The organism is Xanthomonas cucurbitae (assembly GCF_002939885.1).
Taxonomy (GTDB): domain Bacteria; phylum Pseudomonadota; class Gammaproteobacteria; order Xanthomonadales; family Xanthomonadaceae; genus Xanthomonas; species Xanthomonas cucurbitae.
In genome coordinates this window covers 45911-63372 of the sequence record NZ_MDED01000025.1, presented here as the reverse complement: position 1 = coordinate 63372, position 17462 = coordinate 45911, and the positions used below count along the sequence as shown (strand labels likewise).

The following is a 17462-nucleotide window of genomic DNA, read 5'->3' as shown; positions in this document are numbered from 1 at the left end:
ATGACGGTTACCGCCAACCAGGTTCTGCGCCCCCGTGGTCCGCAGATCGAACGTCTTACCGACAACCGTGCCAAGGTCGTGATCGAACCCTTGGAGCGCGGTTACGGGCACACGCTGGGCAATGCCCTGCGTCGTGTGCTGTTGTCGTCGATCCCCGGTTTTGCGATCACCGAGGTCGAGATCGACGGCGTGCTGCACGAGTACACCACGGTCGAGGGTTTGCAGGAAGACGTGCTGGACGTCCTGCTCAACCTGAAAGACGTGGCCATTCGCATGCACAGTGGCGACAGCGCGACGCTGTCGTTGTCCAAGCAGGGTCCGGGCACGGTCACTGCGGCCGACATCAGGACCGATCACAACGTTGAGATCATCAACGGCGACCACGTGATCTGCCACCTGACCAAGGACACCGCGTTGAACATGCGCCTGAAGATCGAGCGTGGTTTCGGCTACCAGCCGGCGGCTGCGCGTCGTCGTCCGGATGAAGAGACCCGCACCATCGGTCGTCTGATGCTGGATGCGTCGTTCTCGCCGGTGCGTCGCGTTGCCTATGCCGTGGAAGCTGCGCGCGTCGAACAGCGTACCGACCTCGACAAGCTGGTCATCGATATCGAGACCAACGGCACGATCGATGCCGAGGAAGCCGTGCGCACTGCCGCCGACATCCTCAGCGATCAGCTGTCGGTGTTCGGCGACTTCACCCACCGCGATCGTGGTGCGGCCAAGCCGGCTGCCAGCGGCGTGGATCCGGTGCTGCTGCGCCCGATCGACGACCTCGAGCTGACCGTGCGTTCGGCTAACTGCCTGAAGGCCGAGAGCATCTACTACATCGGTGATCTGATCCAGAAGACCGAAGTGGAGTTGCTTAAGACCCCGAATCTGGGCAAGAAGTCGCTCACCGAAATCAAGGAAGTGCTGGCACAGCGCGGCCTTGCACTGGGCATGAAGCTGGAGAACTGGCCGCCGGCCGGTGTCGCCCAGCATGGCATGCTTGGTTAATGTGTCATCGCATGGGCGTCTTCGGGCGCCCATGCCGTTTTTCTCATCGACGGGCCGAAGCCCGCGGTGACATCCGGTCGAAGGACGGCCGGTTCGGACCAGCCGCAGTCCATTCAACAGCGCCAGGATGGCGACAACGTCTCTGAAGCAGTCTCAACATTCCTTAGGAAATCATACTCATGCGTCACCAGAAATCCGGTCGTAAGTTCAACCGCACCAGTGCGCACCGCGAAGCCATGTTCCGCAATATGGCTGCTTCGCTGTTCAAGCACGAGCTGATCAAGACCACCTTGCCGAAGGCCAAGGAACTGCGTCGCGTCGCCGAGCCGCTGATCACCATCGGCAAGATCGATGGCGTAGCCAATCGTCGTCTGGCGTTCGCGCGTCTGCGCGACAAGGAAGCGGTGGGCAAGCTGTTCGTTGAACTGGGCCCGCGTTACGCGACCCGTCCCGGCGGCTACCTGCGCATCCTGAAGGCCGGCTTCCGCGCTGGCGACAATGCGCCGATGGCGTATGTCGAGCTGGTCGACCGCCCGGTCGTGGCTGAGGAAGTGGCCGAGTAATCGGGTCGCTCTATCAAGATTCTCGAAAAGCCCGGCATTGCCGGGCTTTTTGTTATGTGCGGTATCGATTCGGGCCGGCGGTGCGGGGTATTGGACGTGTCCTGGCCACTGCCTGCTTGGGCACCGGCCGACTCCAGAGCGGTGGCGTTGCCATACCAGGGTTCCTTGCCGGCGTGGTTGCGTTGATGCCTGCTCGATGGCCGTGGAGTCCATCGCCTGGCGATGCGCTGCCGCGGGAATGCAGGGCGCCTCGCGGTGTGCGATGGAGCAGGGCAGGGCATGCGTGGTCAGGGCCGCGGCGATGATTGATAATCGGGCTTCGATCCTAGGCAAGCAGTCACGATGAATCCATTGCGTTGGGGGTTTCGGGCGCAGTTTCTACTGGGCTTTCTGGCCTGTGCGGGACTGCTGGCTTACGCGATCTACGTGCAGCTGCATCTGGGGCTGGAGCCTTGCCCGCTGTGCATTTTCCAGCGAATCGCGTTTGCGGCGCTGGCAGTGTTGTTCCTGCTCGGTGCCCTGCACGGGCCGCGTGCCGCAGGCGGGCGCAAGGTCTATGGCGTGTTGAGCTTCATCGCTGCCGGCGTGGGCATGGGCATCGCCGCGCGGCATGTCTGGGTGCAGATCCGGCCCAAGGACATGATGTCCTCGTGTGGCCCGCCGCTGAGTTTTCTGAGCGAGACGATGGGGCCGTTCGAGGTGTTCCGCACGGTGCTGACCGGCACCGGTGACTGCGGCAACATCGACTGGCGCTTCCTGGGCCTGAGCATGCCGATGTGGAGCATGGTGTGGTTCGTGATGCTGGCGTTGTGGGCGCTGTACGCCGGTTTCAAGGCACGTCGCACTTCAGTGCATCACTAGCGGGTGGTGCATCGTGGTGGTGCCTGGCGCGGCGGCGCTTGAGGGGCCGATCAGGGTGATGTGCGCAGCTGGTGCAGCAGTCGGATGGAGCCGGGGCAGCCGGCTCCATCCGCGAGGTTGCGGTTGTGGTCAGAAGTCCTGTTGCAGGCTCAGATAGACCCCGCGGCGCGGCGCCCATTGCGGCGCGAACACCCCGATGCCGCCGCCGTCGCGCAGTTGATAGCTGCGATCCAGTGCATTGAGCACGGCAAGCTGGGCGTGCAGTGGATGCGTGCTGCTGAGTGCGAAGTCATGTCCCGCGCTCAGATTGAGCTGGAAGTACGAGGGCAGCTCGCCGCCATTGGGCACGGTGTCGGTATCGGTGCGCAGGCCACTGCCATACAGGTAGTTCGCGCCCACCCTGCTGCTGTCACCAATGGCGTAGGTAATGCCGCCGGAGGAGGTCAGTTTCTGGTCGTGGTCCAGGTGGATCCAGTTGGTGGATGCATACGCCAAGGCATCTGGATCGAAGTTGTACAAGCTGGTCATGACCTGCTTGCCCATCGCCTTGCTGTAGGCCAGGTTGAAATAGGCGGTGACCGGGCCGTTGCTGTAGTCGGCGCTGAACTCGGTGCCGCGGATGCGGCCCTGGCGATAGTTGAAGGTGGAGTAGACGTAGGCGGCGCCGAACTGGCCTTCGTCCTGCAAGCGGTCGGCGGTGCGATAATAGGTATCCAGACCCAGCGTCAGGTGATCGCCCACCATTTGCGAGATGCCCAGATCGTAGTAGTTGCTGCGCTCGCTCAGCGGCGTGGTGGGGCCGCCGCCGGTGGATTGCTGGTTGGTGGTGCCGTCGTACAAGGCGATATCGCTGGTGGAGATCAGCTCGCTGGCCGGGGGGGTGAAATAGCGCGCATAGCCGGCGTGCACAGTGGTGCTCTCGCTGGCTTTCCAGACCACACCCAGGCGTGGGCTGAGCTGGCCTTCTGTGGCGCCGAAGGCCTTATAACGGTCACCGCGTACGCCGTAGTTGACGATCCAGTCGTCGCCGATCTTCCACTCGTCCTGCAGATAGAGTGCATAGGTACTGGCATGGAAGCGGCTGCCGTCCGGAATGAACAGCGGCACGTTGCTGCTCTGGTTGCCATCGGCATCGGCCGGGAAAGCAAAGGAGTCGTTGCTGGCGATGGCGTGTTCGAAATTGCCGTACAGGCCATAACGCAAGGTGTGCGAACCGCCCCAGGGGGTGGAGAAGTCGGCTTGCACGGTGTTTGCGCGATTGCTGCGGTTCACCTGTGAAGCGACGCCATTGAAGATCAGATCTCCAGCGACATCGGGCGAGAAGGCCACGCTGCTGTAGCGCTGGCCGGCGGAGAGTTGATAGTTGGTTTCGCCGAGCGTGCCCTGGAGTGCCAAGGTGCCAAACCGGGTGTTCTCGCGCTGGTTTTCCCTCAGACGGGATGAGTCGAAGTCGGTCGTGCCCAGGTAATCGAACGTTGGGGTCTGCTCGGGATTGTTGGGAATCTGGAAGCGGTTGTTGGCATAGCCGACCAGCAGGCTGAGGCGGGTGTCCTCGTTAACCAGATAGCTCAGGTCGGCAAAGCCTTTGCCTTGATGGGTCTTGTCGTGCTCCGGCGAGCGGGTATCGGTCGGGTTCTCCAGGCCGTGCGTGTTCTGCTCGTAGTCGCCGGTGACAAACCAGCTCCAGCGCCCACTGCTGCCCCAGAGCGATGCATTCGGGTTGACCGTGTCGTAGGAACCGCCGGTGATGCCAACGCTGCCGCCATTGCCCAGTTCGGCGCCATTTTTGGTGGTGATGTCGACCACGGCGGCGGTGCGGTCGCCGAACTGCGCCGGCAGTGCGCCATTGAGCAGCTTGAGGTTCTTGATGATGCGCGGTTCCAGGCTCTGGCCGAAGCCGGAGATGGACTCGGGCAGCATCACGCCGTTGATGCGGTACTGCAGGTTGGCATGGTCGCCACGGACATGGATGCCGCCATACGAATCCTGCACCACGCCCGGTGCCTGCAGCAGCACCTGGTTGAGTGGCGTGGAGGCGCCTAGTGGCAGACGGTCGATGTCGTCGGCGGTGATGACGAACTGACTGCTGCCGATGTCCGGCGACAAGGCGTTGCGCGCCGCTTCGAGCTTGGCGGTGACATTGACGGTGTCCAGCTCGGTGGTCTGCTGGGGGAAGGCATCGGCGGCCAGTACCGCGCCGGTGGCGGACGACAACAGGATGGAGACGATTGCGGCGGTGAGAAGGCGAGGGGTCATGGCAAGTCGCAGCACTGGGTGGGCGGGAAGGTGTTATTGCATAACACTCCGCCTGCCGGCGGGTGCTGGCCTAGGCCGGAAGTCATGCTTGCCGCTGCGCGTTGTTCGCCATTCAGTCGCGTCCGCTGCTGGCATGGGGATGATCGACCACGGCGGGCCTTGCTCATGGCAGGGAACGCTTTGCGTGGCGCGCCTGCTCTGCGACCATCACGGGCTGTCCAGGAGCTTTGTCGATGAATCCTTCCACGCCCGCTACCGTTTCCGATTCTGCAACCTCGTCGTGGGCGCCCGCCAGCTGGCGCGATCGACCGGCATTGCAGTTGCCGGTCTATCCGGACCCGGATGCCTTGCAGGCGGCCGTGGACGAGCTGCGGCAGCTGCCGCCGCTGGTGACCTCGTGGGAGATCTTTGCGCTCAAGCGTCAGCTGGCCGAGGCGCAGGAAGGCAAGCGCTTCCTGCTGCAGGGCGGCGATTGCGCGGAGAATTTCAGCGATTGCGAATCGGGCACCATCTCCAACCGCCTGAAGGTGCTGCTGCAGATGAGCCTGGTGCTGGTGCATGGCCTGCGCCTGCCGGTGGTGCGGGTCGGACGCTTTGCCGGGCAGTACGCCAAGCCGCGTTCGGCCGACACCGAGACCCGCGACGGGGTGAGCCTGCCGAGTTATCGCGGCGATGTCATCAATGCGCCGGCGTTTACGCAGGCCGCGCGCGTGCCCGATCCGCGCCGCATGATTACCGCGCATTCGCGCTCGGCGATGACGATGAATTTCGTGCGCGCCCTGATCGATGGCGGCTTTGCCGACCTGCATCACCCGGAGTACTGGAATCTGGACTGGGTGGGCTATTCGCCGTTGGCGGCGGACTACCAGAAGATGGTGTCCTCGATCGGCGATGCCGTGCGCTTCATGGAAACCCTATCCGGGGCGGAGGTGTACAACCTCAACCGGATCGATTTCTACACCTCGCACGAGGCATTGCTGCTGCCCTACGAGGAAGGGTTGACCCGGCAGGTGCCGCGCCAGTGGGGCTGGTTCAACCTCAGTACGCACTACCCGTGGATCGGCATGCGCACGGCGGCGCTGGACGGCGCACATGTGGAGTACCTGCGCGGTGTGCGTAACCCGATCGCGATCAAGGTCGGCCCGTCGGTGCAGCCGGACCAATTGCTGCGGCTGATCGATGTGCTCAATCCGGAAGACGAACCCGGGCGGTTGAGTTTCATCCACCGCATGGGCGCGGCGCAGATCGCCGAGAAGTTGCCGCCGCTGCTGGATGCGGTCAAGCGTGACGGGCGCCGGGTACTGTGGGTCTGCGATGCGATGCACGGCAATACCGAAAGTACCGGCAACGGCTATAAAACCCGGCGTTTCGACAATATCCGCAGCGAGGTGGAAACCTCCTTAGACCTGCATGCGGCCGCCGGTACGCGACTGGGTGGCGTGCATCTGGAGCTCACCGGCGAGGATGTCACCGAGTGCACCGGTGGTGCGCGCGAGCTGACCGAGCGCGATCTGGAACGCGCCTACCGCTCCAGCGTGGATCCGCGATTGAACTACGAGCAGTCGCTGGAGATCGCGATGGCGATCGTGCGCAAGCAGCAACAGGCCGCATCGCAGCCGCTGGGGAGCTGACCGGGCCGTGTGCATGACGTGATGCTCATGCCGCTTGCGGCATGCTCTTGCAGCCATCCCTCTTTCCCCCCACAGGAGGAACGGTTTGACTGCCGATTGGAACGTCATCCGCGAATACGCAATTCCCTTGGGTGCCGCGCTGCTGGCCGGTGCCGTCATCTGGTCGCTGATGCTGTGGTTGTTCCGCCGCATGCAGGGCCGCGATTACCGGCGCGCGCGCATCATTCGCGTGGTTGCCTTGCCTGCGGCCTTCATCCTGCCATTGCTGTTCCTGGGGATTGCCACCGAGGCCACGCCGCTGACCGGCAAGGCGTTGGCAGCGGTGCAGCACCTGCTGCATGTGGGCATCGTCGGCTGCGTGACGTGGTTGCTGGTACGCGCGGTGGCCGCTGGCGAAGCGGCAATCCTGCGCAGCAACCCGATCGAGGTGTCGGACAATCTCACCGCCCGTCGCATCCAGACCCAGACCCGGGTGCTGAGCCGGGTAGTGATGGGTGCGGTGATCCTGCTCGGTCTCTCGGTGGTGCTGCTGGGGTTTGAGCAGGTGCGCCAGATCGGCAAGACCCTGCTGGCCTCGGCCGGCATCATTGGCCTGGTGGCGGGCATCGCGGCCAAGCCGGTGTTCGGTAACCTGATTGCCGGTCTGCAGATCGCGTTGACCCAGCCGATCCGACTGGATGACGTGGTGATCGTGGAAGGCGAGTGGGGCCGCATCGAGGAGATCGGCAGCTCGTATGTGGTGGTGCGGATCTGGGACGAACGACGCATGGTGGTGCCGCTCACCTGGTTCATCGAAAATCCGTTCCAGAACTGGACACGCGCCAGTGCGGATCTGCTGGGCACCGCGTTCCTGTGGCTGGATTACCGTACGCCGATTGCGGCAGTGCGCGCGGAGCTGGAGCGCATCTGCCGGAGCGAGACGCTGTGGGATGGGCGCGTGTGCGTCACGCAGATCACCGATACCAGCGACAACACCATCCAGGTCCGCCTGCTGGTGAGTGCGCGCAATTCCGGCGACGCCTTCGATCTGCGTTGCCTGGTGCGCGAGCGGATGATCGACTTCCTGACCCGCGAGCATCCGTATGCGCTGCCCAGGATGCGCGCCGAGATCGCCGCGCAGGAACAGCCGGCCTCGCGCGCCGCCGCGCCGATCGCGCCGGATGGCGTGCGTTCGCCGGGCGCCGAAGACGGCGAGCCGGCGGCGCTGGTGTAGTGCGTCGACTGCTGCCTTCTGCCTGCTGTGGGAGTCGAAGGTGTACGGCCGGTGTCGCTGTACGCCGCGCCGGCGACGGTGCCGACGTGCGTGCAGGCACCATCGGCGCCTGCACGCGCTACGGGCAATGCCGGATGTCAGCCGGTCGTCGGCTACCGCTTGCCAGCTGATTCATCACGCTTGGGCGGGGCTGGCGCCGCATCCGGTGCAGCGCGCGCACTCGGCGCGTAGCCGGGTGCGAAGCGCGCATGGCTACGTTGTTCGTACGCGTACGCCAGCTCGATCAGGCGTGGCTCGCTCCATGCGGTGCCCATGAACAACAAACCCAGCGGCAGGCCTCGGGTCTGGCCCATCGGCACGCTCAGGCTTGGATAGCCGGCCACTGCAGCGGCGCCATAGCCGGCACCGGGAAAGGTATCCCCCTTGCCGAGCGTGGTGACCCAGGCGGGGCCGGTGGTCGGGACGATCAAGGCATCCAGACGATCTGCCAGCAGCGTCGCATCGATGCCTTCCGGCCCGGCCAGCCGTCTGGCGTTGGCGCGCGCGCTCAGATAGCCCGGATCGTCGAGACCGCGTGCGGCCTGCGCTTGTTCGAACAGCTCCTGCCCGAAGTACGGCATCTGGCGCTGCGCATGGTTGCGATTGAAGGCAATCAGTTGTTCCAGGTTCGCCACCGGTGCGTTGTGGCTGCGCAGATACGCGTTCAGGCCCGCCTTGAATTCGACCAACAAGACCGTCTGCTCATCGGTATCCCACTTGCCATCGGTGGCCAGGCGGGTTTCGATCACGGTGGCGCCGGCCGCACGCAGCGTCTGCACGGCGCGGTCCAGCGTGGCGGCGATGGCGGGGTCTTCGCGTAGCCGATTGCGCAACAGACCCAGGCGCGCGCCGCGCAGGCCGTCGGCTTTCAGGTGCGCGGGATAGTCGACGCGCGTGGCGGGCGCCGTGCCGGTGGCCGGGTCCTGCGGATCGGGCGCGGCGATCGCCTGCAACACGGCGGCGGCATCGGCCACGCTGCGCGTCATCGGCCCGGCGGTGTCCTGGCTGGCCGAAATCGGGATGATGCCGTCGCGGCTGACCAGGCCCACCGTCGGCTTGAGCCCCACCAGGCCGTTGACCGAGGCCGGGCAGGTGATGCTGCCGTCGGTTTCGGTGCCGATCCCCACCGTGGCCAGGCTGGCAGCGATTGCCGCACCGGTGCCAGCGCTGGAGCCACACGGGTTGCGGTCGAGCGCGTAGGGATTGCGGGTCAGCCCGCCACGGGCACTCCAGCCGGAGCTGGACTGGGTGGAGCGGAAGTTGGCCCACTCGCTCAGGTTGGTCTTGCCCAGGATCACTGCGCCGGCCGCGCGCAGGCGCTGCACCAGAAAGGCATCGCGCGTGGGTTTGAAATCGGCCAGCGCCAGCGAGCCGGCGCTGTTGACCATGGGCACGGCATCGATGTTGTCCTTGAGCAGCACCGGGATGCCATGCAGTGGCCCGCGGGTGTGCCCGGCGCGGCGTTCTGCATCCAATGCGCGCGCGTCGGCCTCGGCCTGTGGATTGCGTTCGATCACCGCGTTGAGCTGCGGGCCGGCGCGGTCGATGCTGGCGATGCGTTGCAGGTAGGCGCGGGTCAGTTCGAGGCTGGTGGTAGTGCCGGCCTGCATGCGTGCCTGCAGGCCGGCCACATCGGCCTCGACCAGATCGAGCGGTTCGGCGCCGGCGGCGGTGGCGGGCCCATGGCGTGTCGGCGCGTCGGCATGCGCACAGCCGCACAGCGCCAGCAGCAAGGCAAAGGACAAGGTGGTGGATCGCATCGGCGCTGGCTCCCGGGAAGTCTGCGCAGGCTAACGGCGCAGGAGCGGGGTGACAACGGATGGCCACGTCCAGATGGACGGGCAGGGGGGATCAGCGGCGACGCCGGACCAGGTCGCGTGCCAGCACGCCGACCACGATCAGATTGACCGCCAGCACCGCCCAGGCCGTCCAGCCGGGATGGCGGACGATGGCGTAGATATCGAAGGGTAGATAGATGGCCGCCGACAGGCAGCCCAGCAACGAGGCCCAGGCCTTGGCGCGCCACAGGCCCCAGGCTTCCACCACATGCAGCAGGCCGTAGCCCAGCATGGCGGCAGCGGCCAGATGCACCGCATCGGGGCTGATGGTCTTGAGCAACGACGGCAGGGCGCCGTGGTCGGGATCCAGATTGAACCGGTGGATCAACGTACGCACCGCATGCTGCAGCGGGAGCGGGCCCAGAATTTCCAGGCCCGTCGCCGCCAACAGTGCAAGCACGCCCTTGGTCGCCTCCAGCAAGGCGATCGCGTGTAGGCCCGGATGCGCACGCGGATCCGGGCTGTAGGGCTTGCGCTGCATGAGCGTGGACGCCGGGGCTTAGCCGGAACGGCCCGCGCGCTTACGGTCGCTTTCGGTCAGGAACTTCTTGCGCAGGCGGATTTCCTTCGGGGTGACTTCCACCAGCTCGTCGTCCTCGATGAAGTCCAGTGCCTGTTCCAGCGTGTACTTGATCGCCGGGGTCAGCTTGATCGCATCGTCCTTGCCCGAGGCGCGCATGTTGGTCAGCGGCTTGGTCTTGATCGCGTTGACGGTCAGATCGTTATCCTTGGAGTGGATACCGATCAGCTGGCCTTCGTACACGTTGTCGCCTTCGGCGGCGAACAGGCGGCCACGCTCTTCCAGCGGCCCCAGTGCATAGGCCGGGGTTGCGCCCGGTGCATTGGCAATCATCACGCCGTTCTGGCGCTTGGCGATGGCGCCCTGTTCCTTCGGGCCGTAATGGTCGAACACATGGAACAGCAGGCCCGAGCCCTGGGTCAGGGTGCGGAACTCGTTCTGGAAGCCGATCAGGCCACGCGCCGGGATCATGTAGTCCAGGCGCACGCGGCCCTTGCCATCCGGCTCCATGTTCTTCAGCTGGCCCTTGCGGGTGCCCAGCTTTTCCATCACGCCGCCCTGGTGCTGTTCTTCGATGTCCACCACCAGCTGTTCGATCGGCTCCATCTGCTTGCCGTCGATTTCCTTGATGATGACTTCCGGGCGCGACACGGCCAGCTCGTAGCCTTCACGGCGCATGTTTTCGATCAGCACCGACAGATGCAGTTCGCCACGGCCGGAGACCAGGAACTTGTCGGCGTCGGAGCCTTCCTCGACCTTCAGTGCCACGTTGTGCACCTTCTCGCGGTCCAGACGGTCGCGCAGCTGGCGGCTGGTCAGGAACTTGCCGCCAGACAGGTCCTTATTGCCGGCGAACGGCGAGTTGTTGACCTGGAAGGTCATCGAGATGGTGGGTTCGTCCACGGTCAGCGCCGGCAGCGCTTCCGGGGTGTCGAGGGCGCACACGGTGTCGGAAATGGTCAGCTCGGCCACGCCGGAGATGGCGACGATGTCGCCGGCTTCGGCGGTGTCCTGCTCGATGCGCTCCAGGCCCAGGAAGCCCAGCACCTGCAGCACCTTGCCCTGGCGCTTCTTGCCTTCACGGTCGATCACGCTGACCGGCATGTTCTTCTTCAGCACGCCGCGCTGGATGCGGCCGATGCCGATCACGCCGACGAAGTTGTTGTAGTCCAGCTGGCTGATGCGCATCTGGAACGGGCCGTCCGGATCGACGTCCGGTGCCGAGACGTGCTGCATGATCGCTTCGTACAGCGGGGTCATGTCGCCGTCGCGCACGCTCGAATCCAGGCTGGCGTAGCCGTTTAACGCCGAGGTGTAGACGATCGGGAAGTCCAGCTGCTCGTCGGTGGCGCCGAGCTTGTCGAACAGGTCGAACACCTGGTCGATCACCCAGTCCGGGCGTGCGCCCGGGCGGTCGATCTTGTTGACCACCACGATCGGCTTGAAGCCCATCGCGAAGGCTTTCTGGGTCACGAAGCGGGTCTGCGGCATCGGGCCGTCCATCGCGTCGACCAGGATCAGCACCGAATCCACCATCGACAGCACGCGCTCGACTTCGCCACCGAAGTCGGCGTGTCCAGGGGTGTCGACGATGTTGATGCGGTTGCCCTGCCAGGTGATGGCGGTGTTCTTGGCCAGGATCGTGATGCCACGTTCCTTTTCCTGATCGTTGCTGTCCATCACGCGCTCAGCGAGGACGGTGCGTTCGGACAGGGTGCCGGACTGCTTCAGCAGGCAGTCGACGAGGGTAGTCTTGCCGTGGTCGACGTGCGCGACGATGGCGATATTGCGGAGTTTTTCAATGGACATGCGGAAAAGGCCCCTGTCTGGCGCCAGTCTATGAGATGAGGTAAGCCGAATATTATAGCGGTTTCGTGGCACTGCCGTGGCGGAGTGCCCAATGCCGTCCCGGATCGCCCATTCAGGCAGCGTGAAGACAGGCGACGACGAGGCGGGCGAGACGCTTGGACCATGGTCGTAGCCGCGCAGCCGGGCGCGTGCGCGGGTGTATCCTAATGGGCTGTTGATTCCCCAGAACCTGCAAGGATTTCCATGTCCCTGATCGCCACTTTCGATACCTCCCGCGGCCCCATCGTCGTCGAGCTGTACCCGGAGAAAGCGCCGCTGACGGTTGCCAACTTCGTCAACCTGGCCAAGCGCGGCTTCTACAACGGCCTGAGCTTCCACCGCGTGATCGCTGACTTCATGATCCAGGGCGGTTGCCCGGAAGGTTCCGGCCGCGGCGGCCCGGGCTACCGCTTCGAAGACGAGGCCAACAATGGTGTCGGTCACGAGCGCGGCGTGCTGTCCATGGCCAACGCCGGCCCCAACACCAATGGCAGCCAGTTCTTCATCACCCACACCGCCACCCCGTGGCTGGACGGCAAGCACACCGTGTTCGGCAAGGTCACCCAGGGCCTGGACGTGGTGGACAGCGTTGCCCAGGGCGACACCATCAACACGCTGACCATCGAAGGCGATACCGACGCCGTGCTGGCCGCCAAGGCCGACCGTGTCGCGGAGTGGAACAAGATCCTCGCCGCCTGATCGCAGCCCCCATCGAACGGCCGCCTTGTGCGGCCGTTTGCGTGTCAATGCGCGCCGCCACGCCTTGCGGCCCCGCCAGCGCGCCACCCCCACCAACGCTTCTTAGCAGAGGAAACACCCCATGAAAGCACCTGTTCGTGTTGCCGTGACCGGCGCTGCCGGCCAGATCGGCTATGCCCTGCTGTTCCGCATCGCCTCGGGCGAAATGCTGGGCAAGGATCAGCCGGTGATCCTGCAATTGCTGGAACTGTCCAACGAGAAGGCCCAGGCCGCGCTCAAGGGCGTGATGATGGAGCTGGAAGACTGCGCGTTCCCGCTGCTGGCCGGCATGGTCGGTACCGACGACGCCGAAGTGGCGTTCAAGGATATCGACGTGGCCCTGCTGGTCGGCGCGCGTCCGCGCGGCCCGGGCATGGAGCGCAAGGACCTGCTGCTGGAAAACGCCAAGATCTTCACCGCGCAGGGCGCGGCGTTGAACAAGGTGGCCAAGCGCGACGTCAAGGTGCTGGTGGTCGGTAACCCGGCCAACACCAATGCCTACATCGCCATGAAGTCGGCGCCGGATCTGAACCCGAAGAACTTCACCGCCATGCTGCGCCTGGACCACAATCGCGCCCTGAGCCAGCTCTCGCTCAAGCTCGGCAAGCCGGTCGGCGGCATCGAGAAGCTGGTGGTGTGGGGCAACCACAGCCCGACCATGTATCCGGACTACCGTTTCGCCACCGCCGATGGCGCGTCCATTGGCGATGCGATCAACGACCAGGAATGGAACGCCAACACCTTCATCCCGACCGTGGGCAAGCGCGGCGCGGCGATCATCGAAGCGCGCGGGCTGTCCTCGGCTGCGTCGGCCGCCAATGCCGCCATCGACCACGTGCGTGACTGGGTGCTGGGCAGCAACGGCAAGTGGGTGACCATGGGCGTGCCGTCCGACGGCTCCTACGGCATTCCGGAAGGCGTGATCTTCGGCTTCCCGGTCACCACCGAGAACGGCCAGTACACCCTGGTCAAGGACCTGCCGATCGACGACTTCAGCCAGAAGTACATCGACAAGACCCTGGCCGAACTGGAAGAAGAGCGCAGCGGCGTGTCGCATCTGCTGGGCTGAATCATCCGTGTGGTGCAAGTCAAAAACGCCGGGCATTGCCCGGCGTTTTTATGTCCGCATGCCTGCGATGACGGCGGCTCTGCTGTGCGTGGCGGTGGTGCTGCGGGCGGTGCAGCGCGCGGCGACCCAGCGAATCAGTGCGCCGCCGCGCGCCAGGGCCGCGCTATCGCTTATTCCAGGCCTTCGGCCTTCAGTGCGGCCTGCACGTCGGCATCGGCCTGCATGCGCTGGAAGAAGGCATCCAGTGCCGTCAGTCCACTCAGGTCCACGCCGACCTTGCGCGCCCAGCGCAAGGTCACGAACAGATAGGCATCGGCGCCGGTATGGCTGTCACCGGCCAGCCATTGGCGCGTTTGCAGATGTGCATCGGCACGCGCGTAGAGCGTGCGCAACTTGCTGCGCGCATCGTCCTGGCTGCGCGCGATCAAGGCCTGATCCTGCAGGTAGGCAGTGCTGCCGAAGATCGGCTTGAAAGTCGGGTGGACGTCGGCATTGGAAAACGCGATCCAGCGATTGATCTCGGCGCGGCTGCGCGCGCTGCCATCGCCGCCCAGGCCGGTCAGCGGCGCAACGTCGGCGATGTAATTCAGGATGGCGGCGTTCTGCGTCAGCGCCCAATCGTCGACCAGCAGCAATGGCACGGCACCTGCCGGATTGAGCTGCAGATACTCGGGCGACTTCATGCTGGCTGCGTCCAGCACCACCAGCTCGAACGGCAACCCGGACCAGCGTAGGACGATGTGATCTGCGAGCGAACAGGCACCCGGCTTGGTGAAGAGTTTCATCGTGGATTCCAGAGACGGTCGAAACCGCAAGCTTAGCCGGGTTGCGCAGTGAACCGTAAGGCGCCGGCGCGGTGATGCGCTTGCCGACGATGCCGCCGCCGCGCGTGAAGCACGCCGTTGGCCACATGGGTGCAGGGCCACGCCATCGGGGCATTGTGCGCAGCGGTTGGGCGAGGTGCCACGCAGGTGTGTCCTGCTGGCTGATGCCGGGTTGGCGCCGCGCGGCCTACGAAGCGGTGCGGGGGCGCAGCGTCTGCACGCGATAGAACGTGTGGTCGCCGATGGTGGCCACCTGGTAGGCGTTGCGCCAGCTGGGGCTGGCAATCGCGCTTGCCGCGAAATGGCTCGCACCCGGCACGATTTCCTTGCGTTGACCGACTGGCAGTGCCCAGTTGCGCTCTGCGGCCAGGGCCACGCCCAAGGCCTTGTTCCAGGCATCGTCGTTCTTGAGTTGCGTGCCCGGGGAGACGATGGTCGGTGCGAACTGCTTGCGCGCAGTGACGACCTGGCACATCGAGTCGCCCCATAGTCCGCTGTCCAGGCGCCGCAGCGCCACTTCGGCAACGGCCTGCTGGCCGCGCAGGGTCTGGTCGCGCGCTTCCAGATAGACGGTAGTACTCAGGCACAACGAATCTGCAGCGGGCTGCGGCAATAACTGCGACAGCCAAAGTATCCAAGCCAGTTTCATGGGACTCCTTGCTCCGTATGGGCCGATCCGCAGGGCATCCGACACTGGACACGCGCATGCGAAGGGCTTGGCGTCATGGGGAGGCGACCTGTCACGGGCCGCCCGGTCTTCGGCAAAAGGACGTTGCTGCCGAAGCTGCCCGCCAGGTCCGGCGGGTCGAAAGTGGGCGCAAGGTAGATGGCGGTCACGCAATCCTGGCTGAATGGACACGCTTCACCACGCCACTCACCCGCCGAGTCGGCACGGTGGCGGTGGGGTGCGACGTCGCTGCTACAGCCTCGCCGCCAGCCGGCTTGCCTGGTTGATTGCGCGTTTGGCATCCAGCTCGGCAGCCACATCCGCACCGCCGATGAGGTGCGGCTGCTTGCCAAGCGCCTGCAAGGCGGCCAGCAGCTCGCGGCGCGGTTCCTGGCCGGCGCAGATCACCACCGTGCCGACAGCGAGCAATTGCTCGGTCCCTTCCACGCGGATCTGCAGGCCGGCATCGTCCACTCCCAGGTATTCCACGCCACCGAGCATCTTCACGCCCTTGGCCTTGAGCGTGGCGCGGTGGATCCAGCCGGTGGTCTTGCCCAGCCGCGCACCGGGCCTCCCGGCGCTACGTTGCAGCAACCAGACCTGGCGGGCGGGGCGCTCGGGCTGCGGTTTGGCCAGCGCGCCGCGGGTTTCGAAGCTCGGGTCCACGCCCCATTCGGCCATCCAGCGCGCCGGGTCCAGCGACACCGACTCGCCTTCGTGCACCAGAAATTCGCCGACATCAAAGCCAATGCCACCGGCCCCGATGATGGCGACCTTGTCGGCGGGCACATGGCGGCCCAGCACCACATCCAGATAGCTGACCACCATCGGGTGGTCGGCACCCGGGAAGTCGACCTTGCGCGGTTCGATGCCGGTGGCCAGCACCACCTCGTCGAACGCAGTGAGGTCGGTCGCCTGCACATGGGTGTTCAGGCGCAGCTGCACGCCGGTCGCCTCGATACGGTGGCTGAAGTAGCGCAGCGTCTCGTTGAATTCTTCCTTGCCGGGGATGCGCCTGGCGATGTTGAACTGCCCGCCGATCGCACTGCTGGTATCGAACAAGGTCACCTGGTGGCCACGCTCGGCCGCCACGGTGGCGCAGGCAAGGCCGGCCGGACCGGCGCCGACCACCGCAATGCGCCTGGGCGTGGTGGTGGGGGTGTAGACCAGCTCGGTTTCGTGAGCCGCACGCGGATTGACCAGGCAGGTGGCCAGCTTGTTCTCGAACACATGATCCAGGCAGGCCTGGTTGCAGGCGATGCACGTATTGATGGTGTGCGATTGCCCGGTAGCGGCCTTGTTGGCCCACTGCGGGTCGGCCAGCAACGGCCGCGCCAGCGACACCATGTCCGCCGCACCGTCGGCGAGGATGCGCTCGGCCACTTCCGGCATGTTGATGCGGTTGCTGGCCACCACCGGAATGCGCAGGTGCGGCTTGAGCTTGGCGGTCACGCCAGCGAACGCGGCGCGCGGTACCGAGGTGGCAATGGTCGGGATGCGCGCCTCATGCCAGCCGATGCCGGAATTGATGAGGGTGGCGCCGGCGGCTTCGATCGCCCGGGCCTGGGCCAGGATGTCCTGCCACTGGTTGCCGTCTTCGACCAGATCCACCAGCGACAGCCGGTAGATGATGATGAAGTCCGGCCCGCAGGCTTCGCGGATGCGGCGCACGATCTCCACCGCAAAGCGCATCCGCCTGGTCGCATCGCCGCCCCAGGCATCGCTGCGCTGGTTGGTGCGTGCCGCGGTGAATGTGTTGATCAGATAGCCTTCCGAACCCATCACCTCCACGCCGTCGTAGCCGGCCTCGCGCGCCAGCCGCGCCGAACGCGCATACGCGGCGATCTGGCGGTCCACTGCTGCTGCAGACAGGGCGCGCGGGGTGAACGGATTGATCGGTGCCTGTAGCCGGGATGGCGCCACCGACAGCGGGTGATAGGCATAGCGCCCGGCGTGCAGCAGCTGCAGGCAGATCTTGGCGCCATGGGCGTGCACGGCGCGGGTGACCTGGCGGTGCGGGCGCACTTCCCAGGGCCAGGACAGCTTGCCGCCGAACGGCTTGAGCCAGCCCACCACGTTCGGGGAGAACCCGCCGGTGACGATCAGGCCAACCCCGCCGGCCGCACGCTCGGCGAAATACGCCGCCAGCTTGGGGAAATCGCGCGCACGATCTTCCAGTCCGGTGTGCATCGATCCCATCAGGACGCGGTTGCGCAGTTGGGTGAAGCCCAGATCGAGCGGCGTGAACAGGTGCGGGAAGGGCGAGGGCGAAGGGCCGGTGGCGGGCGACATGATATGGATACGCTGGCGTACGGAGTGCGCACGATGCCGGCAAACGAACGTGGCGGCAAGTCCCGGGGTGTCGGCGCCCGTGCCGCCTGCGGCAGTGCCGACGC

The 17462-nt window shown here is 65.5% G+C and carries 14 protein-coding genes; 7 read left to right on the top strand and 7 right to left on the bottom strand.

Translation table 11 applies throughout. From position 1 onward, the window contains the following. The 3 genes from XcuCFBP2542_RS13735 (at position 1) to XcuCFBP2542_RS13725 (ending at position 2423) form a co-directional block, all read left to right on the top strand. Positions 1-999: a DNA-directed RNA polymerase subunit alpha gene (locus XcuCFBP2542_RS13735; protein ID WP_002811635.1), complete on the top strand. Its 999-nt coding sequence runs from the start codon at positions 1-3 to the stop codon at positions 997-999. A gap of 179 nt (positions 1000-1178) precedes the next feature. Beyond that, a complete protein-coding gene (gene rplQ / locus XcuCFBP2542_RS13730; protein WP_023902827.1) occupies positions 1179-1562 on the top strand; it encodes a 50S ribosomal protein L17 in 384 nt (127 codons plus the stop codon). A gap of 342 nt (positions 1563-1904) precedes the next feature. Next, the gene (locus XcuCFBP2542_RS13725) at positions 1905-2423 is read left to right on the top strand and encodes a disulfide bond formation protein B (protein ID WP_104604110.1); all 519 of its coding nucleotides are present in this window, start codon (positions 1905-1907) and stop codon (positions 2421-2423) included. Positions 2424-2552: 129 nt separating this feature from the next. Here the strand turns inward: XcuCFBP2542_RS13725 and XcuCFBP2542_RS13720 are convergent, their stop codons facing one another. Continuing rightward, positions 2553-4679 carry a TonB-dependent receptor gene (locus tag XcuCFBP2542_RS13720; RefSeq protein WP_104604109.1) on the bottom strand — a complete coding sequence of 709 codons (2127 nt, stop codon included), beginning with the start codon at positions 4677-4679 and terminating at the stop codon, positions 2553-2555. Between the two features lie 233 nt (positions 4680-4912). Here XcuCFBP2542_RS13720 and XcuCFBP2542_RS13715 point away from each other — a divergent pair, with 233 nt between their 5' ends. Then, positions 4913-6310, top strand: coding sequence for a class II 3-deoxy-7-phosphoheptulonate synthase (locus XcuCFBP2542_RS13715; RefSeq protein ID WP_104604108.1), 1398 nt, complete (start codon positions 4913-4915; stop codon positions 6308-6310). 85 nt (positions 6311-6395) lie between these two features. Next, positions 6396-7523 carry a mechanosensitive ion channel family protein gene (locus XcuCFBP2542_RS13710; protein WP_104604107.1) on the top strand — a complete coding sequence of 376 codons (1128 nt, stop codon included), beginning with the start codon at positions 6396-6398 and terminating at the stop codon, positions 7521-7523. Positions 7524-7675: 152 nt separating this feature from the next. On the opposite strand, the gene XcuCFBP2542_RS13705 is transcribed toward XcuCFBP2542_RS13710, so the two are convergent. The 3 genes from XcuCFBP2542_RS13705 to typA form a co-directional block, all read right to left on the bottom strand. Beyond that, entirely contained in the window at positions 7676-9307 is a 1632-nt protein-coding gene (locus XcuCFBP2542_RS13705) for an amidase (RefSeq protein WP_208800620.1), read from the bottom strand. 106 nt (positions 9308-9413) lie between these two features. After that, a complete protein-coding gene (locus XcuCFBP2542_RS13700) occupies positions 9414-9881 on the bottom strand; it encodes a DUF2127 domain-containing protein (protein ID WP_104604105.1) in 468 nt (155 codons plus the stop codon). 18 nt (positions 9882-9899) lie between these two features. Further along, positions 9900-11729, bottom strand: a complete 1830-nt coding sequence (gene typA, locus XcuCFBP2542_RS13695; protein WP_104604104.1) for a translational GTPase TypA — start codon at positions 11727-11729, stop codon at positions 9900-9902. Between the two features lie 243 nt (positions 11730-11972). On the opposite strand from typA, the gene XcuCFBP2542_RS13690 reads away from it, so the two are divergent. Continuing rightward, the gene (locus XcuCFBP2542_RS13690) at positions 11973-12467 is read left to right on the top strand and encodes a peptidylprolyl isomerase (RefSeq protein WP_010368631.1); all 495 of its coding nucleotides are present in this window, start codon (positions 11973-11975) and stop codon (positions 12465-12467) included. Between the two features lie 121 nt (positions 12468-12588). After that, a complete protein-coding gene (locus XcuCFBP2542_RS13685; protein WP_104539831.1) occupies positions 12589-13575 on the top strand; it encodes a malate dehydrogenase in 987 nt (328 codons plus the stop codon). Between the two features lie 170 nt (positions 13576-13745). Here XcuCFBP2542_RS13685 and XcuCFBP2542_RS13680 read toward each other — a convergent pair whose 3' ends face one another. The 3 genes from XcuCFBP2542_RS13680 to XcuCFBP2542_RS13670 all read right to left on the bottom strand — a co-directional run bounded on the left by XcuCFBP2542_RS13680 (position 13746) and on the right by XcuCFBP2542_RS13670 (position 17358). Next, the gene (locus XcuCFBP2542_RS13680) at positions 13746-14360 is read right to left on the bottom strand and encodes a glutathione binding-like protein (protein ID WP_104604103.1); all 615 of its coding nucleotides are present in this window, start codon (positions 14358-14360) and stop codon (positions 13746-13748) included. Between the two features lie 226 nt (positions 14361-14586). Further along, the gene (locus XcuCFBP2542_RS13675) at positions 14587-15048 is read right to left on the bottom strand and encodes a cell wall hydrolase (RefSeq protein ID WP_104604102.1); all 462 of its coding nucleotides are present in this window, start codon (positions 15046-15048) and stop codon (positions 14587-14589) included. Positions 15049-15318: 270 nt separating this feature from the next. After that, on the bottom strand, positions 15319-17358 hold the full coding sequence (locus XcuCFBP2542_RS13670) for an NADPH-dependent 2,4-dienoyl-CoA reductase (RefSeq protein ID WP_104604101.1): 2040 nt from the start codon (positions 17356-17358) through the stop codon (positions 15319-15321). Positions 17359-17462 lie beyond the last annotated feature (104 nt).